A 24,201-nucleotide genomic window follows, 5' to 3' on the forward strand; every position below is an offset into this window, starting at 1 on the left:
TTTTTACAGAAGTTTTCACAGAACTAGATATTGATACAAGTTCAGCATAAATGGAAAAGATAATAGACGAAAACAAACAAGGTGAATCCTTAATATTAGGGCAAAAGGAAGGCAATCAAAAAAAGCTTTTTATTGAGAGTTATGGTTGTCAGATGAATTTTAGTGATAGTGAGATTGTAGCTTCAATATTGTCTGAGCAAGGTTTTAACACAACACAAAGCCTTGAGGAAGCCGATTTGGTTTTAGTCAACACATGCTCTATTAGAGACAAGGCTGAACAAACCGTTAGAAAGCGCTTAAAATATTATAACAAAGTTAAGCTGCACAACCCAAACATGAAAGTTGGTGTGTTGGGCTGTATGGCAGAGCGTTTAAAAACCAAATTTTTAGAAGAAGAAAAAATTGTTGACTTAGTTGTTGGTCCAGATGCTTACAAAGACTTGCCTAACCTTTTAGCTGAAGTAGATGAAGGTAGAGATGCAATTAACGTTATTCTTTCAAAAGAAGAAACCTACGGAGATATCTCTCCAGTAAGACTAAACAGTAATGGCATAAGTGCTTTTGTTTCTATAACACGTGGTTGTGATAACATGTGTACATTTTGCGTGGTGCCTTTTACGCGAGGCAGAGAACGTAGTAGAGACCCACAAAGTATTATAGAAGAAGTTAACGATCTATGGGCAAAAGGCTATAAAGAAGTGACACTTTTAGGACAAAATGTAGATAGCTACCTATGGTATGGAGGAGGTCTGAAAAAAGATTTTGAAAAAGCTTCAGAGTTGCAAAAGGCAACTGCTGTTAATTTTGCAAAACTCTTGGAACTTTGTGCCAAGAACCAACCAAAAATGCGTTTCCGTTTTTCTACTTCAAATCCACAGGATATGACCTTAGATGTCATTGAAACCATGGCTGCACACAAAAACATCTGTAATTACATTCACTTACCTGTACAAAGTGGTAGCGATCGTATTTTAAAAGAAATGAATCGTTTACACACAAGACAGGAATATTTTGAACTTATAGATAATATCCGTCGTATTATACCAGATGTTGGGATAAGCCAAGATATTATTGCAGGTTTCCCAACGGAAACAGAAGAAGATCACAAGGACACCTTAAGTCTTATGGACTATGTAAAGTACGATTTTGGGTTTATGTTTGCATATTCTGAACGTCCTGGAACACTAGCAGGTCGTAAAATGGAAGATGATATTCCTGCAGACGTTAAACAACGACGATTAAATGAGATTCAAGATCTTCAACGTAAACATAGCCATTACAGAACGCAACAACATGTTGGCAAAGTTGAGGAGATTTTAATTGAGAAATCTTCAAAAAAATCTGACCAGCATTGGGCAGGAAGAAACAGCCAAAATATGGTTGCAGTATTTCCAAAAGAAAATTATAAACCAGGTGATTTTGTAAATGTAAAAATAACGGATTGCACCAGTGCAACGCTTATTGGTGAGGCAGTGGGTTATTCGGACAACAATTAATATAAAAACATAACTGATGAAAAAAATTTTTCTATTACTTCTAACGCTTACACTAATTACGTCTTGTGAAAATGAACCCATTGATCCAGATTTAGTTGGTGGAACTGACGATGGAGGTGATGACGGAAGTGAAAGCGGTGATTTAAGCCTTCAGGTTTATGAATTGGATACCGAATTAACATTAGATTTCTTTGGATTTCCTATTAATACTATTACTAATTCAGATATTAATATAATAGACGATAAGGCTGTATCTTCTGTTACTGACTTATCTGCTAACGGAAGTCCATTTCAAACGGAAAATCAGACATACACACGTAATTCGTCTGGGCAAATCACACATAACATTTCTGTTACTCCTGGAGGTGTAACAACTAATGAATATGTTATGACCTATACTGCTGGAGTAGTATCTCAGATTACCTACGATTATTATGAGGATGATTTTGAAGATTACACCTACAACATCAGTTACGATGGCAACACTATTACCAGAACAGAAGTTGGCACTAGCATTTCTACGGTATTTACTTTAGATGGTTTTGACCGTATTATTAAAAAGGAATCTTTTGACGGTTCGGTTTTAATACAATCTGAAATTGTAACCTACAACGGAGCAGGTAATATTAATAGCAGTGTGGTAACGGGCGAATTAGAGCACAACACCACCTACCAGTTTGATGACAATACAAATCCTCTACAAGTTGTTTATAACGACAATTATCTTCTCACCTTTCTTACCGATGAATATTCGGATGAAATTGGACCTGTAATTGCTCAATTTATTTCTACCAACAATTGGACTGGTGCAGTTTTCGATGGCGAAACCTTTACTTTCGATGTTGTATATAATTCAGCTGGAAGAATAATTACTCGAGATATTATTTATGACTATGCTCCAACGGTTTTTGTTGAAATAAACGAAAGATTTAATTACGTTAACTAAATAATTATGGAATCCGTACAAGCCATAAAACAACGCTTTGGTATTATTGGAAACGATCCTAAACTCAATCGTGCCATAGAAAAAGCAATTCAGGTTGCTCCAACTGATATTTCGGTTTTGGTAACTGGAGAGAGTGGTGTTGGTAAGGAGAGTATTCCAAAAATTATTCATCAATTATCTCACAGAAAACATGGCAAATACATTGCTGTAAACTGTGGAGCCATACCAGAAGGCACCATTGACAGTGAACTGTTTGGTCACGAAAAAGGTGCATTTACAGGTGCAACACAAACACGATCTGGTTATTTTGAAGTTGCCGATGGAGGCACCATATTTTTGGATGAAGTTGGTGAACTTCCTTTAACCACACAAGTTCGTTTACTACGTGTGTTAGAAAATGGAGAGTTTATAAAAGTAGGTTCTAGCAAAGTACAGAAAACCAATGTTAGAATTGTGGCAGCAACAAACGTCAATATGTTTGAAGCCATTAAAAAAGAGAAGTTTCGTGAAGATCTTTATTACCGTTTAAGTACTGTTGAAATTAATTTACCAGCACTACGAGAACGCAAAGAGGATATTCATTTATTGTTTAGAAAATTTGCAAGCGACTTTGCATTAAAGTACAAAATGCCAACTGTAAAACTAACAGATGATGCCGTTAATTCCCTTTTAAAATACCGCTGGAATGGTAACATACGTCAGTTAAGAAATGTTGCTGAACAGGTATCTGTTTTAGAACACAACCGTACAATTAATGCTGTAACGCTTCAACATTATTTACCAAATACAGGTTCTAATTTACCAGCTGTTGTAAACAATTCTAAATCAGAAAGCGATTTTAGTAGCGAACGCGAAATTCTTTACAAAGTATTATTTGACATGAAGAGTGACCTTAACGACCTTAAGAAACTCACTATGGAACTCATGAAAAATGGCAGTGCAAAAGATGTGCAAAAGGACAATGAACACCTTATTCAAAAAATCTATGGAGATGATAAGGATGATGATTTCGACGCAACTATAGAAGATTTAGATGTACTGTCCATTCCTGAGCATATAGAAGCCGACGAACAAAGCCCTTCTGAAACTGAAGACAAATATCATTTTGCTGAAGAAATTGAAGAAGAAGAAACTTTATCCTTACAAGACAAGGAATTAGAGCTTATAAAAAAATCTTTAGAGCGTCATAACGGCAAGCGCAAACTGGCAGCCGCAGAATTAGGTATTAGTGAACGTACATTATACAGAAAGATTAAGCAATATGATCTTTAAATTTTAAGTATATTTTATGAAATCAACCATAACAAAATACACTTTTAAAAGTTTTATTTTTGAGTTGATTACATAAGACTTTTAAAAAGCATTAGAAATCACCGAATGAAAGCAGTAGAAATATTTATGATTAGGAAGTCGTTTACAAGAAACAGCTCCGAAACCATACGAAAAGAAGCTGAAGACCTAATTAACGAAAAACACTACAAAGGTTACCGTTTAATCAATGTAGATTTTGATGTAGCAGACAACGCTGGCTATATATACGCGTTTATAACAATGAAGCGACCAAACACCTATTAAATGAAGCAACTAAAGTATTCTATTTTATTTACACTATGTGTAGTTATTACTGCATGCAAAGTCCAATATTCGTTTACTGGAGCAGATACTGGTGATGCAAAAACATTTCAGGTTAATTTCTTTCAAAATAATGCAGACTTGGTAGAGCCTGGTTTGGATATAGATTTTACAAATGCTTTACAAGATTTAATTCAAAATCAAACAAGCTTAAGCTTAGTAAATAGTGGTGGAGATTTAATTTTTGAAGGTGAAATTACAGAATATCGAATTGCTCCAATGACAGCTACTGCAGAAAACACAGCTGCTCAAAACAGACTTACAATTGGTGTAAACGTAAGATACTTTAACATCAAAGACACAGAGAAAGATTTTGAAAGAAACTTCTCGTTCTTCTTTGATTATCCAGCCAATTCACAACTTATAGGGAGTACAAAAGATGAAGCTTTTGAAGTAATTTTTGAGCGTTTAACCCAAGATATTTTTAACGCTTCACTAGCCAATTGGTAAACTATGCAGCTTCAAGAACTCACATATCTCTTACAGCATCCAGAATCAATAACTGGATATCAAACAGATATGCTTTCTGAAAAAATCAATGATTTTCCATACTTTCAACCTTTGCGCGCTTTACAACTTAAAGGTCTTAAACAAAAAGAAAGCTATAAGTACAATAATGCCCTAAAAATTACGGCTGCTCATACAACGGATCGTAGCGTTTTGTTTGATTATATTACCTCAGAAGTATTTAATCAGAATGAAATATCTAACCAAATTAGACAGAATTCCGAGAATATTAAATCGATAGAAGTTACCGAAGCTGAAGATATTTCGGTAAATAAAAGTGTTACAATCGATGATGCTTTAAAAGAACATATTAAAGCTACCGAAGGTGTTTTGGATCCAAATCTGTTTAAAGCTAAACAAAATCCATTGCCAAAAACTGAAGATCCTAAAATTGAAGACTCAATAATTGCTGTAGATGTTAAAAACATAACACCAGAAAAACAACTAAACATTGGCAAACCGCTTGAGTTTGACAAATCTGAAAGTCATTCGTTTGCTGAATGGTTAAAAATTACAAGTTTCAAACCCATTGTAAGGGAAAACGAAATTGAAGAAACGGAAATAGAACCTCAGTCTGAAACGGATAAAACCACTACTCCACTTCAAGACAAGCTTGCTATTATAGATAAATTTATTAGTGAAAATCCTAAGATAAAACCTGTTAGCAGTCATGCACCAAAACCTAAGTTGGTTAATAATGATGACGCTGTTTCTGACAGTCTAATGACTGAAACTTTAGCACGTATTTATTTAGAGCAAAAAAATTATGACAAAGCGATTCAATCTTATAAAATTTTAAGTTTGAAATATCCAGAAAAAAGTAGTTTCTTTGCAGACCAAATAAAATTGGTGCAAGAATTAAAAGATAAAAATACTATATAAAATGAGTGCATTTACAATATTTTTAATACTAATAGTAATCGTAGCCTTTTTGCTCGTTGTAGTTATTATGGTTCAAAATCCTAAAGGTGGAGGATTATCTTCTTCTTTCGGTGGAGGTGGCACACAACAATTAGGTGGTGTAAAGAAAACAGGTGATTTTTTAGATAAGAGTACTTGGTTTTTGGCAACAGCACTTATCATTTTGATATTAGCTTCTAACCTAACGATAGATTCAGGATCTAGTATAGAGTCTAAAGCCTATGATGCAGATGAAGCTATTGATGCTCCTGCAACATTACCAACAACAAATGATGATGCTGTAAACTTAAACGATTCAATTGGAGGATAATAAACATCCTTTTATTATAAAAATCAAAGTCAACTTTAACAGTTGACTTTTTTTATATCTACTTTTCACCTTATAAAGTATGAAACTTTGTCAGTCCTATTCCATTGGCATAATTTTCGAAGTACGCTAAAGCGTAAATTATTAATTAAACAATTAAAATATATTTAAAAATGGCTTTAAACATTAAACCTTTAGCAGACCGAGTTCTAGTAGAACCTATGGAAGCTGAAACTACTACAGCTTCTGGTATTATTATTCCAGATAATGCAAAAGAAAAACCGCAAAAGGGAACTGTTGTTGCTGTTGGCAACGGAAAAAAAGACGAACCTTTAACTGTAAAAGTTGGTAACACTGTACTTTATGGAAAGTACGGAGGAACAGAACTTAAATTAGAGGGCAAAGATTACTTAATGATGCGCGAAAGTGACATCTTGGCGATTATCTAGATTGTCATTCCTGCGTAGGCAGGAAGCTCATCAATCAGAACAAAAAATTCCAAATTAAATACAAATAGATTCCTGCTTTCGCAGGAATGACAAACAAAATTTTTCATTATGGCAAAAGATATAAAATTTGATATTGATGCACGCGACGGACTAAAACGTGGTGTGGATGCATTAGCAAATGCAGTAAAAGTAACGTTAGGCCCAAAAGGTCGTAATGTAATTATAGGTAAATCATTTGGTGCACCACAAGTAACTAAAGATGGTGTTTCTGTAGCAAAAGAAATTGAGCTAGAGAACGAGTTAGAAAACATGGGAGCACAAATGGTAAAAGAAGTCGCTTCAAAAACTAACGATTTAGCTGGTGATGGTACAACTACGGCTACTGTTTTAGCTCAGGCAATTGTAAAAGAAGGGCTTAAAAATGTGGCAGCTGGTGCAAATCCAATGGATTTAAAACGTGGTATCGACAAAGCTGTTGAAGCCATTGTAAATGACCTAGATAAGCAATCTAAAAAAGTAGGTAGTGATTCTGATAAGATTAAGCAAGTTGCAGCTATTTCTGCAAACAACGACGACACTATTGGAGATTTAATCGCTACTGCTTTTGGTAAAGTTGGTAAAGAAGGAGTTATTACTGTTGAGGAAGCAAAAGGTATGGATACCTATGTTGATGTGGTAGAAGGTATGCAGTTTGACAGAGGTTATTTATCTCCATACTTTGTAACAGATGCAGATAAAATGATTGCGGATTTAGAAAATCCATACATCTTATTATTCGATAAGAAAATTTCTAACTTACAGGAAATTCTTCCAATATTAGAACCAGTAGCACAATCTGGTCGTCCATTATTAATCATTGCAGAAGATGTTGAAGGACAAGCTTTAGCAACATTAGTAGTAAACAAATTACGTGGTGGACTTAAAATTGCTGCTGTAAAGGCACCTGGTTTTGGTGACAGACGTAAAGCAATGTTAGAAGACATCGCTATCCTTACAGGTGGTGTTGTTATTTCTGAAGAAAGAGGTTTCTCTTTAGAAAATGCTGATTTAACGATGCTTGGTACTGCAGAAACTGTAACTATCGATAAAGACAATACAACAATTGTAAACGGTAGTGGTAAAGCTTCAGATATTAAAGCTAGAGTCAACCAAATCAAAGCTCAGATTGAAACTACAACGAGCGATTACGATAAAGAAAAGTTACAAGAGCGTTTAGCTAAGTTAGCTGGTGGAGTTGCTGTACTATATGTTGGTGCTGCTTCTGAAGTAGAAATGAAAGAAAAGAAAGATCGAGTTGACGATGCTTTACACGCAACACGTGCTGCTGTAGAAGAAGGTATTGTTGCTGGTGGTGGAGTTGCTTTAGTGAGAGCTAAAAAGACTTTAGAAAAAATAACTACCGATAACTTAGACGAAACTACTGGAGTACAAATTGTAAACAAAGCTATTGAATCACCTTTAAGAACTATTGTAGAAAATGCTGGTGGTGAAGGTTCTGTAGTTATCAATAAAGTATTAGAAGGCAAAAAAGACTTCGGTTACGATGCTAAATCAGATCAGTATGTAGATATGCTAAAAGCTGGTATTATTGACCCTAAGAAAGTAACGCGTATTGCGTTAGAAAATGCCGCTTCAGTAGCTGGTATGATCTTAACGACTGAGTGTGCTTTAGTAGATATTAAAGAAGATGCTCCTGCTATGCCACCAATGGGTGGAGGCGGAATGCCAGGCATGATGTAGGCGGTCAGCGACCGCTGGCAGTGAACTCACTGTTGCACAATAAAATAGTGAGTACAATACAATTATTAAAAGCCTTTGATGAAAATCAAGGGCTTTTTGTTTATCTATTTTTTAAAATATAAAACCACCTCTTTTGGAGGTGGCATTTTTATCTTTTTACCTAATTAAGAGGTTTATACGAAATAAACCTACCACAAATTACTTCTTTTTTGGAGAAGCCTGTGGAGTCTTTTTCGGCATTGGTTTAGCCGATTTAGACGCACTTTTTGACTTTGTCTGTCCCATAACTTTACTGTTTTAAAAGAACATATTAAAGGTAGTTATAAAGCAGATTCGTGATATTTTTATTGGCAAATATTTAACTAAAATCGCATAAATTTTTATTTGGTTTATGACTCTAATTATTGACTCTTGTATTTTATTACTTTTAATTTCATAGCTTTATAAAAACTAACCAATTATGAAAAAAGAAATTCGTTATGCTTTAGGAGAAATACTCATCGTTATTGTAGGGATAACTATTGCTTTCAGCATGAATAAGTGTGCGGATAACAAAAAAGACGAAGCATTAAAAAAGCAGTATTTAGAAAATATAAAAAGTGATATTGAGATTGATAAAAACAACCTTGAATCTATTTCGCAATCTATAGGTACAAAAATCGATGTCTTAAGAGAAGTCTTGCCATTAATAAATACTGACAATCCTGAAAAGCGTTCTAAAATGAATAAAATCTACAGTGTATTTACCTCAACAGATTTTTTTCCAAAGGATGTGACTTACCAAACCATGATAAATTCTGGAGACTTTAAACTCATTGATGATTTTGATTTAAAAGCAGCCATTGAAACCCACTACTCCAACTACCAAATAATGCTCAAAGATTACGAGCGCTTAGACATTATCCATAAAGAATATTTAGGCAAATACATGATAGAGAATGCCGATTTTGATGCTATGCGACAAGGACAATTTGGGTACAGTAACGAAAAGCTATTTAAAAACATACTACAAAGTGTTAACGGAGCATTGATGATTAAAAAAACTGCAACTGATCGTGGTATTAAAAGTTGTGATAGTATTTTGAAGGTCGTCGAAAACTTTAACAAACCCAAGTAAAATTCTATGAGATTCAGAATCAAGTTCAGAATGACAAAAAATAGACATAAAAAAAGCCTGAATCTAAATTCAGGCTTTTCTTTTATTTTCCGTCACCTTTTTCTTTTTTGTGATCTTTTTGGACTTCTTCATCTCTGTACTTACAACATGGATGTACAGAATCGTAAGCTTCGTCTGTAGCTTTTATCTCTTTGGTATCGTGCCCAACAGCTGCAATACTTTTAGAAATGGTTTTTAAATCTGTTTTACGCTCATCAAAAATGAGTTTTAGCTCGTGTGTTTCTACACTCCAAACTGCAGACTTTACTCCTTTAGTTCTAATAGCAGCTTTCTCTATGCGTTCTTTACACATACCACAAACACCATCTACTTCGATACTTGCTTTTTTGTTTTTGTCTTGGGCGAATGTTGCTGTAGTCAGCAATACTGTAAAAATTAAGATTATTTTTTTCATGTTATTTGTTTTAATTAAGACACTTCGACTGCGCTCAGTGTGACATTATGTTTTTTTTGCCTTCCCTCTGGGAAGGTTGGATGGGCTTCATTTTTATTTTATTTTATAACGCAATCCTGCGTAATACATACTTCCAAAAATTGGGCCATACACAAAATTACTATCAAAGTTTGAGCCAAACGGATCATCTGCACTTACAATGGGATTACTTTGACGTACATTAGTGACATTTTCTCCACCTAAATATACTTCAAATTTAGGAGAAAACACTTTAGTCACTTGTAAGTTTAATGTCGCTACTGTTGGCGAATAGTCATCTATCTGATATTCTGGATCACTCATCTCAGTACTAGGAAAACGTTGTGCATCTAACCAATTGTAAGTAGCATCAAACTTCCATCGAGAACCATTATCTTTTAAACTAGTTTCATAAGATGCATTTGCAAATATGCGATGTTTTGGTGTTAATGGCTTTTCTAATTTACCCGAATTATAAGTGGTTTTAACATCATAAAACTTATATGCTGTACGTATATCAAAATGTTCAAAAACATTATAGTTAAATTCAAACTGAAAACTATTGGCATAACTATCTCCTTTAAGGTTATAAAAATTAATCTCAAAAGGATTTTCCCAATCTACTACGACTTGATTTTTGAAATCAGTTCTATAAAAATCCAAGGTAACGTCCGCTTGTCTTCCAAATAAATTAAAGCCTTGTAAGTAGCTTACACCATAGTTCCAAGCAATTTCTGGATCTAAACCGTAAATTTTCCCATTAGAATTTAGAATATTTATCTGTCTAGAGCTAGAGAACATATTTTGGTTTTCGGCAAAAATATTAGCGCTTCGCTTACCTCTACCTGCAGAGATTCTAAATGCAGATTTCTCCCAAGGAGTGTAACGTGCATGAAAACGTGGAGTTACAAAAAAGCCAAGTCTATTGTGCTGATCTACGCGTACACCAGCTGTCATTGTTAGCTTATCTAAGTTATCGAAAGCATACTCAAAAAAGGCACCAACTGAGTTTTCCGTACGCTCATAATCCGTTGTATTTACCAATTCGTCATAATGGTCGTAGGTAAAGCTTAATCCTGTTTTTACTTTGTGACGCGAATCTGAAATAATAGTATTATACACCACGTTTGAATAGAAACTATTGTGTTTTATATCATATTGATTCAGTCCAAAATACGAATCTTGATTATGATGACTAAAAGCAGTTTGAAAACCTAAACTTTGATATGGGATTTCAGGATTTACATAGCCAAGTTTTGTTGTGACTTCAAAACGTTCCGTATTTATTTCACTTCCCCAAAAATTAGTTGTGCCTTTATCCGTGTCTGGATCAAAATCTAATTGTCCTGCTTGTTTCTCGTCATTCAGGTATTTGAAATTTATAAAGCTTACAACTCCCTTTTCTGGATTGGTGTACTGCCAACGGTTCATGATATTAATCTGATTGTATAATGGCATATCTAAAAAACCATCGTCATTAACATCGTGCTTTTGTTGGTGCGTGTTACCATGCAAGTACAAACCTGTACTCCACTTATCAGATACTTTAGTGTTAATATGTGTATTTAACTCCATACGCTCACTAGATGCACCATATAAGTTTACAAACAATCTATTGTCTGTTGAAGGCTTTACAAGTTCAGCATTAATCTGGCCAGCAATACTTTCAAAACCATTAACCACACTACCAGATCCTTTGGTAATTTGAATACTCTCTACCCAAGTACCAGGAATAAAACTCAAACCATAAGCTTGTGATGCTCCTCTTATTGCTGGGACATTTTCTGTGGTAATTAATATGTAAGGTGATTTTAGACCCAACATTTTTATTTGTCGTGTTCCAGACACTGCATCAGCAAAATTAACATCGATAGATGGATTGGTTTCAAAACTTTCTGAGAGGTTACAGCAAGCTGCTTTAAGCAACTCGTCACTACTAACAAAAAGTGTATTTGTAGCTTTTAAATACGATTTTGCCGTAGCTTGTTTTCTAGATGTAATCGTTACCGTATCTAATTCATCTGTAGCTTGTAGTACATGCTTTATAAACTTATTTTCGTTTACAGTTATAGTGTCTGTTTTAAAACCAACATAACTTATAACAAGCTTATTAAATGAGAATTTATAAGGCAATGCAAATGTGCCATCATCATTTGTTATAGTTCCTATTGAAGAACCTAACCAATACACATTTGCGCCTGGCAAAGGACTTTCTTGAGCACTGCTACCCTCTAAGACAATGCCTTTTAATTGTTCTTGCGCAGATAATACAAGCGACAAGAGCATAAAATTTAGTATTAAATATTTTTTCATTTGTTTGATTTGTAGGTATAACTAATAGCGCATAAATGTGAGCGCTCTTTTTCAATAAAAGTTATACTAAATCAAATAAGGTAAGTTTCAACCAAGACATGAATGTCTTTAATGAGTATAGGCGACGAATAGTCTTTATGAGGAATTACCAATTCTGGTAAATTTTCAAAAAGATTAATATAAGATAAACTATAGGCTAAAAGAACTTGTTTTTGAATATCATCTAAGTCTTCAAATGAATTTATTGCTATTTCGCTAAGACCTTCAACAATATCAATCTCATCTTTACAACATGTCTTTTTAATGAGGTTGGATTCAATATTTTCAATTAAATCATCACTACACTTTTCAGTTTCTGTAAAAATGGCAACATCAATTAACACGTCACCACAGAAATGCTTTTCTATAGTTAATGATAATGTAGAGAACAGTACCAAAAATGATAGTGTTACCGAAACTATTTTATGTGTAAGTAGAAATTTCACGACGCAAAGCTACAAAATTAATGAATAGCTCCATTTAGTTTAAAACATTATTAACGTTTCAACTTGTGGTAATAGAAGGCTGGCAACAGCAAAATTAAAAGGATTGGTTGTATTAAAAAACGTCTGATATTAAAGAATAAATAGTAATCTTCTTGTTTTGGATTAATCACAAAATACAGAAAAGGAATCAGTAATACCAGGTAAGCAAACACATAGACTAAGCACGAAAATTTAATAACGGTCTTATCATTAAAAATTAAAAACAGAATTCCTAAGGATGCTAAGGTGTTGAGTAAAAACCTTAAACTCGTGAAGAACACTAACTTTGCAACTTCTCTTCTTGGGCTATCAATATAGAGGTAATCATTTTCAAAAAAGGTGAGATAAGGGTCGTAAAAAAGCAGGTCTTCAAACGCTCTAATAGCTACTAAAACTAAAAACAAAACAACTACGAATATGTATCTGGTAAGTTTAGGCATTAGCTTTTTCAGTTTTAGAGAAACGATTTACCCAAACCATCCACAGTAAAAATACCGTTCCGTAAATAAGTAGTGGAAAAATAACTTCATGCATAACTTCCCTTCTCCATGGATAATGGTATAAACCTACAGAAAGTATTACAATTCTAATTAGGTTAAACGCATATATAATAATGCTACCAGCAAAACAATAAATTAATGTAGTTTTTAATTTGCCTGAAAATGCCACTATAAAGGATAAAAACAGAATAATAATACTAATAGCATTACAGCCTTCGATAACTCTTGCTACAAATTTCCCTTCAATAATAACTTTCATTGATGCTTCATTGGGATGCGGCAGTACAACAGTATCATAACCAATACCATTGAGTAAGGCATTGGTTTGTTTAGCTACTAAATTGGTCATGTAATCCGGATAGTATTTGGAACCATCAGACATATTAAGATATAGGTAATATCCTAGAGTTAACGTACCATATACCAGCAAAAATATTGCAATAAAACGGATGACTAGTTTGTATTTGGTTAAAAGTGCTTTAATGTTTATTAAATTTTATACTAGGATTTTACTTGCATAAATATACTATGTAAGTTGCTTTCTTTTATGTTTTTTTTGTAAAACACCCAAATCAAGAATTATTGCACGAAATAAAATAGTAATATCTGAAAATTTCTGAAACCTAAACTAAAAGCTAACCCTAAGACTTACATTAGGCGTAAACCCAAGTGACTTATTACTTATTTGTAAGGCTTTATCCGAATCATTAGGATCTACTGTATAATAGCGATTAATAACATTTTCATGATTTGTAAAATTAATCACACCTATACGTAGAATGCTTTTTATAGATGTTGAAAGATTAAAGTTATAGCTCAGCGAAGCATCAAAACGCATAAAGTCATCTAGGTTTTCATTATTAGGAGCGTCGTAATTAACAAAAGTAGTGTTACCGCTCTGTACAGTTTCATTGCCTTCCAGTGGCTTAGTGTAAGGTTGTCCTGAACGCCACAAACCACCAATAGATAGTTTCAAATTTTTAATTACATCATAATTAAAAGCTACAGAAACAGAATGTCTAATATCTACATTATTTGGAAACGTTGAAGGATTTAAAGCTTCAAATTCATAATCATTTATGCTATAGGTATAACTTAACCAAGTACTAAACTTTTGTGCAGTTTTACTGATTAACAACTCAACTCCTTTAACATCGTAACTTCCTATGGCATTCAAAAACTGAAAATTGTTATAAAACCCTTGGTTAGAAACTGTAATACCATCAACCCTTTTATAAAACCCTTCAACATCAATAAGAAAGTCGTTTTTATTGTACTCAAAGCCAAAGGAACCTTGTTTGCTTTCTGAAATTGGGATATTTTGCTCATTGGCTAATATCCAGCGACGGTTTTCTACTCCTAAAAAATCATCTTGAAAATCTATAATCTGAGTGGCCGACTGATTCTTAAACTCACCTTTAAGCTTTATTGAAAAACTATTTGTAAGTTCTTGCCTTAAATTTATTCGTGGCTCAATAATTAGCTTACTAAACTTTTGAAAGTAATTTCCTCTTACACCAGCTCTAACATAGGTTTTACCATTGTTATATTCAGCTTCTGCGAAAACGGCATGATTTAATAGCACATCTTTTTTTGTGCGCTCATAATCTGGATTACTCACTGTTGTTTCATTAAGAATACCAACTTCTGTAAATTGATAACCGCTCAACACATTTAGGTTTTTGTTTAGCCTAAAATTAGATTTTAGCTTAAAACCTGTTTCTATAACTTCGTTAGCTTGTGTAACGCTTTGATTGGTTTCCACTCTTAAATCAGTAGCATCTACATTGTATTGCGAATAGTAACCACTCATTTGCGTTGAAAATCTATTGCTCCAAGATGCTTTCCAACTACCACCAAAACCGAGGTTTTCTTGTTTTAGATTACTAGATTTAGTTTCGTTTGAATCGTTTGCGTTAGATTCGGAGTAATCTAGATTATTATTTATGCCAATAACATTGGTTCTAAACTGATGCTTATCATTTAAATTGAAAAGCAATTTGGCCGAGTAATCATAGAATGAAAAATCCGAAGATTGACTATTGGTATTGATGGTATTGTTAGCAATTAATATCTCACTATCCTGAAAACTTCGTTCAAAATAATTATCGTAAGTAGGTGAAGCAAATACATCTGTAAATGACCGTCTTCCTGAAAAATGAAAAGCCAATTTTTTACCAATAGGAACTTCTAAAAAAGCATCAGCATGTAAGAGATTAGCGCCAAATCCTCCTGAAAAACTATCGCTAATCTCGTTTTTAGTTTTCATATCTACTGTACTAGATACACCATCACTATACTCACTGGATGTCCCGTTTTTAAAGACTGTAACTTTTTCGGTTAAGTAAGGATTATAGGCCGATATTAAACCAAAAAAATGACCGGAATGATACATTTTAATATCATCCCAAAGCATAAGATTTTGATCATTTGTTCCACCTCTAACATTGATATCTGCAATACTTTCATTAACACTCTCTACACCAGGCAAAACCTGTATAGTCTGCAAAATATCGGGTTCTATTAATCCTGGTAAAATACCAAATGCTTCAGTATTTAATACCGTACTTCCGTCAGTACTTTTTTGTAAACCTGTCGTTAAAAATTTAGAAATCAAGACTTGATTTAGCAACTCGGATTTTTCATTTAGCTGTATTGACCTACATCCTTTATGCATCCATAAATCAACAGCATCAATCACTTTGGTTTCAAATCCTAAAAAAGAAATGACAACTTTAGAATTAACAGGAACATTATTCAGTGAAAATCTCCCTTCTTCACTAGATATCATTCCATTAGTGGTATTAAAAACCACAACAGATGCGCCAAAAAGTGGTTCATCTGTTTCAGTAAATACAGCTCCACAAACTGAAATTGTTTTGTCTATGGACGAAATCGTTATATAACGTTCGGATATAAATTTGAAGTTTAATAATGTTGAAGTATTAAGTCTATTAATAATTATAGAAAGCGTTTCGGATGCTTTTAATTGCTCAACCAAAACAGGTTTTACCTCATCTGCTGAATAAGAAAATTTGACATCAAATTTAGTTTCAATTTCTGGAATTATATCCAAAAGAGAGATTTTCTCTTGTGATTCTACTAATGAAGAAAAACAAAAAAAAATGAATAAAATAAGGGGTTTAATTAGCTTCATAGTTATAAAACTCAACTTCGTTACCATTTATTCTGTAACTGAGTTTTAAAGGAATTGTTACTGCTTGTAAAGCTACATTTTTATCGCTATGTGTGAAACTTCCTGAAAATAATTCTGCTGTATTAACTTCTTCAGCAACCTTAATCTTGATGTTATATTGCAGTTTAAGCTCTTCAATAACTTGCCATAAAGGCACATTGTCAAAACTAGATTCTTTATTTATCCATGATGGCTTTTGTGCTTTAAAATCTTTAACGACACTAATTTTACCATTAACAATTCTCACACTTTTTCCAGGTTTTAATACTGAAGCATTGCCATTATAAGTTACGCTTACCGAGCCTTCGTAACATTTTACTTCAAAATAGTTGGCTCTTTCCTTAACATTAAATTGTGTTCCTAACACCTGTATGGATCCAGCATCGGTATTTACCGTAAATTTTTCACCTTTGGTAACCTTGAAAAAGGCTTCACCATCTAATGTAAGGGAACGCTCACTTTCCCAATCTTTTTTATTGTAAGATAGTTGAGATTTGGCATTTAAGATAACTTCGGAATCATCTGGCAAATTAAACGTTGTGGTCTCAGCAATATCCGTTGTATAAGATGCCGTAGCATTAAAAAACAAGAAATAAGAAGACGTTAACATTAACACAACTACAGCCGCAATCCTAAGCAGCATTTTGTAATTAAGCGCAATAACTTTGGTTTCGTTTTTATTAAATGATCTGGTTTTAAATTCCGCTAAAGCCTTCTCTGCCTCAACTTGTGGAGTTTCAAATTGTTTAGCATAAAAAGCTGACTTTTCTAAAACCGAAAAATCTTCTTTGGGATAAAGTGCTTTAATTTCTTCTGTTGAAATATCACCATTAAACCATCTTAATATGTCCTTATCTTTATTCATTTTTTATCTTATTCAACCTTAAGACACTTGTTAATAATTTTACCCTATAGATTTTTTAAATTTTTACTCCTTTTAACTTTTCTCTCAATATTTTAAGTGCTGCAGACATACGCTTCTCTACTGTTTTCTGAGAAATATCTAGCATTTCTGCAATCTCTCTATATTTTTTATCCTCTATTCTATTTAATAAAAAAACTTCGCGCTGTTCTTCGGTTAAATCCGAAATTACAGCTTGTAACTTATTTTTAAACTCTTCTTCTTCTAGTAAATACTCAGGGTTTAAATTTGTTCTATCTAAATAAGGAGAAGCTTTTGCATAAGATAACACCACCTTTTGGTGTCTCACTGTATTTAAGAATAGATTATTTACTGTTGTAAAAAGATATGTCTTTGCTTTGGCAAAATCTATTTCAGCACAATTCACCCAAACTTTTGAAAACGCCTCTTGTACAAAGTCTAGTGAAGCTGCTTTATCTCCGCATTTATAAAAAGCAAAATTATTAACTGCCTGTATATGCTCAAGATAGAATGAATTGAAATGTTCTTCTTTACAAAGTTTTGATTTTGGGCTTGCCATTAACTACTAATCAATTATAATATCACAAAAATATGAATAATATATATAGTTTTACCTTATTGATTTTAAGACACTTAAAAATAAATATCAAAAAAAGATTAAAAAATCATAGGGTAAAATTATGTATAAACGTCTTAAATATAGAAAGTGAAAAATAATTCTATTTAGATTAAGAAAAATTAAACCCAAAAATTAAAATTATGAAAAATTTAAAATTCTTGACCGCCTTATTATTGCTATCTGTATTAAGTTTAACAGCTTGCCAAGATGAAATAGATAACGAAAATGGAGAAAACCCTAATACAAATTCTGCAAATTCTACAACTGCAAAAAACCTAGAACGCACTGCAATGTATGATGGCAGCCATGATGACTTCATGGACGGCATGCCATGTTCTTCTGTACTTTTACCTGTAACAGCTACTGTAAACGGCACTCAACTCACACTTATAAATGAAACCGATTATCAGTTAGTGTTAGACATTCTTGGTCTTCTTACTAATGACGAAGACAGCGTAGAATTTCAATTTCCATTGACGGTAAGATTAAGCAACTACACAGAAGTAGTTGTTACAAATCAATCTGAATTTGATGCTCTTATTGATGCCTGCGAAACTGCCCAAGAAGAAGCAGAAGATGCTATTAGTTGCTTAGATATTGACTTTCCTATCACAATCTTAACCTATGATGTTGATATAGAGCAAACTGGAAGTGTAGTTATAGAATCTGAACAGCAATTGTATAGCTATATAAACAGTTTTGACGACAACGCATTTTTTGCTGTAAATTACCCAATTACTGCTACTATAAATGGTGATACCACTATAGAAATTGAAAGTGATGAAGATTTACAAGCCCAAATTGATGAGTGTTTAGCAATAGACGAAATCGAAGATGATGCTGAAGAAAATGCTGATGCTCTTGAAGGTATATTGGTAGATGGCTTGTTTACGATTGAAACTTTTGTTGTCGCTGGTGTAAATACTGCAAATTTATATGCTGAATATACTATAGATTTTGCCAATGACTTAACCTGTACTGCTGAAAACACAGTTAACACAATTATTGATGATGTAGAAGGGACCTACGAAGTTACATCAGAACTAGAAGTGTTCCTATCGCTTAACTTTTCGGGAAATGCAACTTTTGAATTACTAAATCACACATGGGAAGTAACAAGTTATTCTGAAAGCTCTATTTCTTTGCAAAGTACTACTAATGCTGCCATGACTTTGGTTTTAACTCAAATTTAAACCAAAAAAAGCGATTAGTATTTTATGTTAGGGGAAAAGCAGCTGTTGTATAAATGGCTGCTTTTAAAAATAACATATTTTACAAATGTGTAGCAGCTAAAAATTTCAGAAAACAAAATACATAATATTGAAACTGCAGTAATCACTCACGTTTTTTACATACATATCCTAACGCTACACTAGAATTCAACAGCCTGCGTATTATAGATCTCCAAATCCATAAAAGAAAATAATTAAAATAAACCCAAACATATAAAACAATGAAAACTAAAATTTTAACAATCTCAATGATTTTTTGTGCACTTTTAAGTATTAATGCACAAGACGACATAAATACTAATACATCTAATTTTGGTATAAAAGGTGGATACAACTTAGCTGCTGTAAGTTTTGATGAAGATAGTGAAACTGGTCAACGTCATGGTTTCCATATTGGTTTTTATGGTGAATCCTTTTTTACAGAGAGTATTGCGCTACAAGTTGAATTGATGTATTCTCAACAAGGCTACGAAATTGAAGATAACGGAGGTACTTTTACCCAAAAGTTAGACTACATTATCTTACCGTTAATGTTTAAAATGTATCCTGATGATAATTTTTTCTTAGAAGTAGGTCCACAAGTTGGCTTAGCAATTTCTCATGAAGAAGAGTTTGACAGCGACTTTAACCTCTTTGATACCTCTCAAGAATTTGAGCCCAACAATTTTGATTGGGGAGTGAACTTTGGTGGTGGTTTTAAAACCGATTCTGGTATCAGTTTAGGAGTAAGATACCATTTAGGATTGGGTGATATTTATGATGAAGGTAGTCCTAAAAATAGAGTATGGCAATTCTCTATAGGATTTGATTTCTAGAAATAAATCTTATAAACATATTTCTTTACCGTAATAGCGGAAAGAACACTATTAACAAAAAAAAAGCCGCACTAATTGTGCGGCTTTTGATTATTATAATTCTACGCAATCATTACGCATCAATATTAGCATAAATAGCATTTTTCTCAATAAACTCTCTACGAGGCGGTACTTCATCTCCCATTAACATAGAGAATACACGATCTGCTTCTACTCCATTGTCAATTTGCACCAAACGTAGCGTTCTAAACTCAGGATTCATTGTTGTGTCCCATAGTTGCTCTGCATTCATTTCACCAAGACCCTTATAACGTTGAATTTTTGCATTCTCACCAAATTCTGCCATAATTTCATCACGCTCTTTATCAGACCAAGCATATTGCTTTTTAGCACCTTTCTTCACTAAATATAAAGGAGGTGTAGCAATATAGATATGTCCATTCTCTACCAGCTCTTTCATATATCTAAAGAAGAATGTTAATATTAGTGTTGCAATGTGGCTACCATCAATATCGGCATCACACATAATCACTACTTTATGATATCTTAGTTTTGATAAGTTTAAAGCTTTACTATCTTCTTCTGTACCAATGGTAACACCAAGTGCTGTAAAGATGTTCTTGATTTCTTCGTTTTCAAAAACCTTGTGCGTCATTGCTTTTTCCACATTAAGAATCTTACCTCTCAATGGTAAAATAGCTTGAAACGCTCTATCACGACCTTGTTTTGCAGTTCCACCTGCAGAATCACCCTCTACAAGGAATACTTCGCATTTTGCAGGATCTTGCTCTGAGCAATCCGATAGTTTACCAGGTAAACCTCCAATACTCATTACAGTTTTACGTTGCACCATTTCACGAGCTTTCTGTGCTGCATGACGTGCTTGTGCTGCTAAAATTACTTTTTGCACAATAGTTTTAGCATCGTCTGGATGCTCTTCTAAATAATCCGTTAGCATTTCAGATACTGCCTGACTTACAGATGCAGAAACTTCCCTGTTACCTAACTTAGTTTTTGTTTGCCCTTCAAATTGTGGCTCTTGTACTTTTACAGAAACGATTGCTGTTAAACCTTCACGGAAATCATCACCAGCAATATCAAATTTCAATTTATCTAGCATACCAGATTCATCTGCATACTTTTTAAGTGTATGAGTTAAACCACGTCTAAATCCAGATAAATGCGTTCCTCCTTCGTGTGTGTTAATGTTATTTACATAAGAGTGTAAATTTTCTGCATACGAAGTATTGTAAACCATAGCTACCTCAACTGGCACACCATTCTTTTCACCTTCAAAAGCAATAACATCTTGCATTAAAGGCTCTCTATTTCCGTCTAAAAACTTGATAAACTCTTTAAGACCTTCTTCAGAATGAAATGTTTCACCCTCAAATTCACCATCATCCTTTTTGGTACGCTTATCAACTAAGTGAATTGTAATTCCTTTGTTAAGGTAAGCCAATTCACGTAAACGACTTGCAAGCGTATCGTAACTATATTCTAAGGTTTGTGTAAATATGGTTGGGTCTGGTTTAAAAGTAACTGTTGTACCTCTTTTGTCGGTATCTCCAACTGTTTTTACAGGATACATGGTTTTTCCACGCTCATACTCTTGCTCATAAATTTTACCGTCTCTAAAAACTGTTGCTTTTAAGTGCTCCGACAGCGCGTTAACACAACTTACACCAACACCGTGCAATCCACCAGAAACTTTATAAGAATCTTTATCGAACTTACCACCAGCACCAATTTTTGTCATTACAACTTCAAGCGCAGAAACACCTTCTTTTTTGTGTATATCTACTGGAATACCACGACCATCATCTTCTGTAGTAATGGAATTGTCTTCATTAATAATTACAGTGATATTGTTACAATGTCCTGCTAAGGCCTCATCGATAGAGTTATCTACAACCTCATATACTAAATGGTGCAAACCACGTGTACCAACATCTCCAATATACATGGAAGGACGCATACGCACATGCTCCATACCTTCTAAAGCCTGAATACTATCTGCCGAATAATTATGCTTGTTAAATTCTTCTTTCTTTTCGCTCATTATGAATATGATTTATAATGTATTTTCTAATTATATATTACGCAAAAAAAAGATGCCTTAGAGCATCCTTTTGAATACAAACAAATATACGAAATAATGATGCCTTTTAAAAGCTTTTTGTCGATTGAAACCGATAATTATCAACAATTGTTAATTATGCAAAAACGTCTTAAAACGGCTAAAAAGTAGCTTAAATTTGATTTTGATGAATTTTGCACTTCTCTGTGAACTGAGATTTATCAAAGTAGCTTAGAATTGAAATTTTGAAGTTAATTTATGTCTGAAATTTCATTTTTTAAGTGCCTAAAACTTCAAACATAGGTAAAACCCTAAGTTTTGTATTCTATGTATTTCACTATTAAACAAATGACATATTGGTTATAATTTTGGTTCATAACCAATACACATAATGTCATGAAAACTAAATTACTTTATCTCGTTCTATTTTTATTACCAATAATATCTATTGCACAAGAAGTCCATACGGTCGATAACCGAATAGGTACCACAGCTTTATTTAATAATGTGCAAGATGCGATTGATGCGGCAGCTGAGGGTGATTATATTTATATACATCCTTCAGAAACCAATTACGGAAATATAAGCATTCGAAAAACACTACATATTCGTGGATTGGGACATAATCCTGAATTAAACGGAGGCGAACATGCCAAATTATCAAATATTTCACTAGATATCGATTCTGTTGCAGGAACTTCTGGTTCTGATTCCACAATTTCAGGTATTGAAACCGCAACCATTAGCGTTAGTGCTGCTAACACTATTTCAGACCTACAAATCTCTAATTGCTATATAACCATAAGGTTAGACCTCATAAATTCAGTTAACACACTTGTAAATGGCAATATTATAGACAATAGTGAAATTCGCTTTGGACCAATCCAATCAGGCAATATAATTACCAATAATATTTTTAACTGGACTAATGTTTCATCATCAGTTAATTTGATTAATGGTATGAATGATACCAATATATTTTCTAATAACGTCGTATTAATTAAGGATACCAGTAACATATTTAGAAATAGCAATTTACCTGTAGTTAAAAACTGTTTATTCTTATTTGCTGATGATGCCAATTCACCAACATCAGTCATATTAGAAAACAGTACCGTATATTTTCAAAATTGTTTAACTTTTAGTTATGGCGGACAAACTATTGACACACTCAATGGCATCAACAATTTGGATAATGTAAATCCGCAATTAGAAGACCTTGGCACTCCTGAAGACCCTCTATTTTCTTATGACAAAGATTATGCTATATCAGTAGGTTCGCCAGCACAAAATGCTGGAGAAGACGGCACAGACCTAGGGATTTTTGGTGCATCTTTTAATTTTATAATGAGAGGCTATCCTTTTGATTTACCATATCCAACATCTATTAATATTGCTAATCCCATCATTCAGGCTGGAGCTACAATGCAAGTAGAATTAACCGCAGAAGGAAACTAAAAGAATTATTATGAAAACTACATTCTTAAGCCTTTTTTTACTTTTACTCAATACACTTTCAGCACAAGAGACTGTCACAGCTGCTGAGTATTTTATTGATAATGATCCTGGTGTGGGAAATGCCACTCCTATAACAATTTCAAACGAAACCTCATTACTAAGCAACTTCAATGTTAGCACTATAGCGTTAACAGAAGGCACACACCAACTACATGTTCGTGTAAAAGATAATTTGGACCAATGGAGTATGTATGCGCGAAAAACATTTCTTATTAGGTCCGTAAACCAACTAAATACAAAAACCATAAATGGTATTGAATATTTTATTGATACCGATCCTGGTGTAGAGAATGCTAATGGAATATCTGTTGCTAACGAAAATAGTCTAAACGAGACTTTTAATATTTCATCAAATACCATATCACAAGGGTTTCATTGGCTTCATTTTAGGGTAAAGAACAATAATGACACTTGGAGTCTTTATGCTAGAAAACTCATTTATATAGTTGAAGAATTTAGTACTAATGACATTATTGCTGCAGAATTTTTTATTGATGTTGATCCAGGTGTTGGCAATGCAACTTCAATAGACATTACCCAAGGACCAACCATAAACGAAACATTGAGTATTGAAATTCCAAATGATTTGGTAGAAGGAGACCATTTTTTGCATATCAGAGTTTTAAACAGTAATGGCAAATGGAGCTTATATGCCAGACCTGAATTTGAAAGTACGTTAGGCAGTACTGATTTTACTTTTGAAAACATGTCAATTTATCCAAATCCAGTGTCAGATAAATTGTATTTCTCTTTAGGAGATACAAGTATTGATAAAATAACTTTAATTGATTTGACTGGAAAAGTTATTTCTGAATTTTCAGAAGTTTCAAGTTATATCTCTATGGTAGATTTAGAAGCCGGAACCTATCTTTTACAGATTACCACCACCGAAGGCAGTATATCAAAAAAAATAATTAAGAAATAAGTCTTAATT

Annotated in this window: 23 protein-coding genes; 14 read left to right on the top strand and 9 right to left on the bottom strand. The window is 33.4% G+C overall.

The window, feature by feature from the left end:
• Positions 1-50 precede the first annotated feature (50 nt).
• The 10 genes from miaB to ACFFGA_RS08635 all read left to right on the top strand — a co-directional run bounded on the left by miaB (position 51) and on the right by ACFFGA_RS08635 (position 9,115).
• Positions 51-1,496 carry a tRNA (N6-isopentenyl adenosine(37)-C2)-methylthiotransferase MiaB gene (miaB, locus tag ACFFGA_RS08590; RefSeq protein WP_386062536.1) on the top strand — a complete coding sequence of 482 codons (1,446 nt, stop codon included), beginning with the start codon at positions 51-53 and terminating at the stop codon, positions 1,494-1,496.
• Between the two features lie 16 nt (positions 1,497-1,512).
• Positions 1,513-2,442 carry a hypothetical protein gene (locus ACFFGA_RS08595; RefSeq protein WP_386062539.1) on the top strand — a complete coding sequence of 310 codons (930 nt, stop codon included), beginning with the start codon at positions 1,513-1,515 and terminating at the stop codon, positions 2,440-2,442.
• 6 nt (positions 2,443-2,448) lie between these two features.
• Positions 2,449-3,714 carry a sigma-54 interaction domain-containing protein gene (locus ACFFGA_RS08600; protein ID WP_386062541.1) on the top strand — a complete coding sequence of 422 codons (1,266 nt, stop codon included), beginning with the start codon at positions 2,449-2,451 and terminating at the stop codon, positions 3,712-3,714.
• 105 nt (positions 3,715-3,819) lie between these two features.
• Complete coding sequence (locus ACFFGA_RS08605; RefSeq protein ID WP_386062542.1) at positions 3,820-4,017, top strand: hypothetical protein; 198 nt, start codon at positions 3,820-3,822, stop codon at positions 4,015-4,017.
• Complete coding sequence (locus ACFFGA_RS08610) at positions 4,018-4,524, top strand: LptE family protein (protein ID WP_386062544.1); 507 nt, start codon at positions 4,018-4,020, stop codon at positions 4,522-4,524.
• A 3-nt stretch (positions 4,525-4,527) separates the two neighbouring features.
• On the top strand, positions 4,528-5,463 hold the full coding sequence (locus tag ACFFGA_RS08615) for a DUF8458 domain-containing protein (protein WP_386062546.1): 936 nt from the start codon (positions 4,528-4,530) through the stop codon (positions 5,461-5,463).
• Position 5,464: 1 nt separating this feature from the next.
• Positions 5,465-5,812, top strand: coding sequence for a preprotein translocase subunit SecG (gene secG, locus ACFFGA_RS08620; protein WP_386062549.1), 348 nt, complete (start codon positions 5,465-5,467; stop codon positions 5,810-5,812).
• A gap of 170 nt (positions 5,813-5,982) precedes the next feature.
• On the top strand, positions 5,983-6,258 hold the full coding sequence (locus ACFFGA_RS08625; protein ID WP_386062552.1) for a co-chaperone GroES: 276 nt from the start codon (positions 5,983-5,985) through the stop codon (positions 6,256-6,258).
• Between the two features lie 108 nt (positions 6,259-6,366).
• Positions 6,367-7,998 carry a chaperonin GroEL gene (gene groL, locus ACFFGA_RS08630; protein ID WP_386062555.1) on the top strand — a complete coding sequence of 544 codons (1,632 nt, stop codon included), beginning with the start codon at positions 6,367-6,369 and terminating at the stop codon, positions 7,996-7,998.
• A gap of 460 nt (positions 7,999-8,458) precedes the next feature.
• Positions 8,459-9,115, top strand: a complete 657-nt coding sequence (locus tag ACFFGA_RS08635; protein ID WP_386062558.1) for a DUF6090 family protein — start codon at positions 8,459-8,461, stop codon at positions 9,113-9,115.
• An 82-nt stretch (positions 9,116-9,197) separates the two neighbouring features.
• On the opposite strand, the gene ACFFGA_RS08640 is transcribed toward ACFFGA_RS08635, so the two are convergent.
• The 8 genes from ACFFGA_RS08640 to ACFFGA_RS08675 form a co-directional block, all read right to left on the bottom strand.
• Positions 9,198-9,569, bottom strand: coding sequence for a heavy-metal-associated domain-containing protein (locus ACFFGA_RS08640; RefSeq protein ID WP_386062561.1), 372 nt, complete (start codon positions 9,567-9,569; stop codon positions 9,198-9,200).
• A 93-nt stretch (positions 9,570-9,662) separates the two neighbouring features.
• The gene (locus ACFFGA_RS08645) at positions 9,663-11,900 is read right to left on the bottom strand and encodes a TonB-dependent receptor (protein ID WP_386062564.1); all 2,238 of its coding nucleotides are present in this window, start codon (positions 11,898-11,900) and stop codon (positions 9,663-9,665) included.
• A 71-nt stretch (positions 11,901-11,971) separates the two neighbouring features.
• Complete coding sequence (locus tag ACFFGA_RS08650) at positions 11,972-12,385, bottom strand: HYC_CC_PP family protein (protein ID WP_386062567.1); 414 nt, start codon at positions 12,383-12,385, stop codon at positions 11,972-11,974.
• A gap of 50 nt (positions 12,386-12,435) precedes the next feature.
• Positions 12,436-12,864: an exosortase F system-associated membrane protein gene (locus ACFFGA_RS08655; protein ID WP_386062570.1), complete on the bottom strand. Its 429-nt coding sequence runs from the start codon at positions 12,862-12,864 to the stop codon at positions 12,436-12,438.
• Entirely contained in the window at positions 12,857-13,408 is a 552-nt protein-coding gene (gene xrtF / locus ACFFGA_RS08660; protein ID WP_446697946.1) for an exosortase family protein XrtF, read from the bottom strand. Before xrtF ends, ACFFGA_RS08655 begins: the two co-directional genes overlap by 8 nt.
• Positions 13,409-13,552: 144 nt before the next feature.
• Positions 13,553-16,000, bottom strand: coding sequence for a TonB-dependent receptor (locus tag ACFFGA_RS08665; protein WP_386062573.1), 2,448 nt, complete (start codon positions 15,998-16,000; stop codon positions 13,553-13,555).
• Between the two features lie 67 nt (positions 16,001-16,067).
• Positions 16,068-16,985 (bottom strand): FecR family protein, encoded by a 918-nt coding sequence (locus ACFFGA_RS08670; protein ID WP_386062576.1) that lies wholly within the window; start codon positions 16,983-16,985, stop codon positions 16,068-16,070.
• Positions 16,986-17,040: 55 nt separating this feature from the next.
• Complete coding sequence (locus tag ACFFGA_RS08675) at positions 17,041-17,562, bottom strand: RNA polymerase sigma factor (protein WP_386062579.1); 522 nt, start codon at positions 17,560-17,562, stop codon at positions 17,041-17,043.
• A 200-nt stretch (positions 17,563-17,762) separates the two neighbouring features.
• Here ACFFGA_RS08675 and ACFFGA_RS08680 point away from each other — a divergent pair, with 200 nt between their 5' ends.
• Both ACFFGA_RS08680 and ACFFGA_RS08685 read left to right on the top strand, forming a co-directional pair.
• Positions 17,763-18,815: a hypothetical protein gene (locus ACFFGA_RS08680; RefSeq protein ID WP_386062582.1), complete on the top strand. Its 1,053-nt coding sequence runs from the start codon at positions 17,763-17,765 to the stop codon at positions 18,813-18,815.
• A gap of 260 nt (positions 18,816-19,075) precedes the next feature.
• Positions 19,076-19,669: a porin family protein gene (locus ACFFGA_RS08685; protein ID WP_386062585.1), complete on the top strand. Its 594-nt coding sequence runs from the start codon at positions 19,076-19,078 to the stop codon at positions 19,667-19,669.
• A gap of 112 nt (positions 19,670-19,781) precedes the next feature.
• Here ACFFGA_RS08685 and gyrB read toward each other — a convergent pair whose 3' ends face one another.
• Complete coding sequence (gyrB, locus tag ACFFGA_RS08690; protein WP_386062588.1) at positions 19,782-21,731, bottom strand: DNA topoisomerase (ATP-hydrolyzing) subunit B; 1,950 nt, start codon at positions 21,729-21,731, stop codon at positions 19,782-19,784.
• 414 nt (positions 21,732-22,145) lie between these two features.
• Between gyrB and ACFFGA_RS08695 the strand changes: the two genes are divergently transcribed.
• Both ACFFGA_RS08695 and ACFFGA_RS08700 read left to right on the top strand, forming a co-directional pair.
• Positions 22,146-23,207: a right-handed parallel beta-helix repeat-containing protein gene (locus ACFFGA_RS08695; RefSeq protein WP_386062591.1), complete on the top strand. Its 1,062-nt coding sequence runs from the start codon at positions 22,146-22,148 to the stop codon at positions 23,205-23,207.
• Positions 23,208-23,217: 10 nt separating this feature from the next.
• Positions 23,218-24,192 (top strand): T9SS type A sorting domain-containing protein, encoded by a 975-nt coding sequence (locus ACFFGA_RS08700; protein ID WP_386062594.1) that lies wholly within the window; start codon positions 23,218-23,220, stop codon positions 24,190-24,192.
• The last annotated feature ends 9 nt before the right edge of the window (positions 24,193-24,201 follow it).

Origin of the sequence: Winogradskyella pulchriflava (assembly GCF_042434315.1) — a bacterium.
GTDB classification, from domain to species: Bacteria; Bacteroidota; Bacteroidia; order Flavobacteriales; family Flavobacteriaceae; genus Winogradskyella; species Winogradskyella pulchriflava.

Coding starts and splice junctions, on each gene's coding strand:
- miaB (WP_386062536.1), top strand. CDS start 51: ATGGAAAAGATAATAGACGAAAACAAACAAGGTGAATCCTTAATATTA.
- ACFFGA_RS08595 (WP_386062539.1), top strand. CDS start 1,513: ATGAAAAAAATTTTTCTATTACTTCTAACGCTTACACTAATTACGTCT.
- ACFFGA_RS08600 (WP_386062541.1), top strand. CDS start 2,449: ATGGAATCCGTACAAGCCATAAAACAACGCTTTGGTATTATTGGAAAC.
- ACFFGA_RS08605 (WP_386062542.1), top strand. CDS start 3,820: ATGAAAGCAGTAGAAATATTTATGATTAGGAAGTCGTTTACAAGAAAC.
- ACFFGA_RS08610 (WP_386062544.1), top strand. CDS start 4,018: ATGAAGCAACTAAAGTATTCTATTTTATTTACACTATGTGTAGTTATT.
- ACFFGA_RS08615 (WP_386062546.1), top strand. CDS start 4,528: ATGCAGCTTCAAGAACTCACATATCTCTTACAGCATCCAGAATCAATA.
- secG (WP_386062549.1), top strand. CDS start 5,465: ATGAGTGCATTTACAATATTTTTAATACTAATAGTAATCGTAGCCTTT.
- ACFFGA_RS08625 (WP_386062552.1), top strand. CDS start 5,983: ATGGCTTTAAACATTAAACCTTTAGCAGACCGAGTTCTAGTAGAACCT.
- groL (WP_386062555.1), top strand. CDS start 6,367: ATGGCAAAAGATATAAAATTTGATATTGATGCACGCGACGGACTAAAA.
- ACFFGA_RS08635 (WP_386062558.1), top strand. CDS start 8,459: ATGAAAAAAGAAATTCGTTATGCTTTAGGAGAAATACTCATCGTTATT.
- ACFFGA_RS08640 (WP_386062561.1), bottom strand. CDS start 9,569: ATGAAAAAAATAATCTTAATTTTTACAGTATTGCTGACTACAGCAACA.
- ACFFGA_RS08645 (WP_386062564.1), bottom strand. CDS start 11,900: ATGAAAAAATATTTAATACTAAATTTTATGCTCTTGTCGCTTGTATTA.
- ACFFGA_RS08655 (WP_386062570.1), bottom strand. CDS start 12,864: ATGCCTAAACTTACCAGATACATATTCGTAGTTGTTTTGTTTTTAGTT.
- ACFFGA_RS08670 (WP_386062576.1), bottom strand. CDS start 16,985: ATGAATAAAGATAAGGACATATTAAGATGGTTTAATGGTGATATTTCA.
- ACFFGA_RS08675 (WP_386062579.1), bottom strand. CDS start 17,562: ATGGCAAGCCCAAAATCAAAACTTTGTAAAGAAGAACATTTCAATTCA.
- ACFFGA_RS08680 (WP_386062582.1), top strand. CDS start 17,763: ATGAAAAATTTAAAATTCTTGACCGCCTTATTATTGCTATCTGTATTA.
- ACFFGA_RS08685 (WP_386062585.1), top strand. CDS start 19,076: ATGAAAACTAAAATTTTAACAATCTCAATGATTTTTTGTGCACTTTTA.
- gyrB (WP_386062588.1), bottom strand. CDS start 21,731: ATGAGCGAAAAGAAAGAAGAATTTAACAAGCATAATTATTCGGCAGAT.
- ACFFGA_RS08695 (WP_386062591.1), top strand. CDS start 22,146: ATGAAAACTAAATTACTTTATCTCGTTCTATTTTTATTACCAATAATA.
- ACFFGA_RS08700 (WP_386062594.1), top strand. CDS start 23,218: ATGAAAACTACATTCTTAAGCCTTTTTTTACTTTTACTCAATACACTT.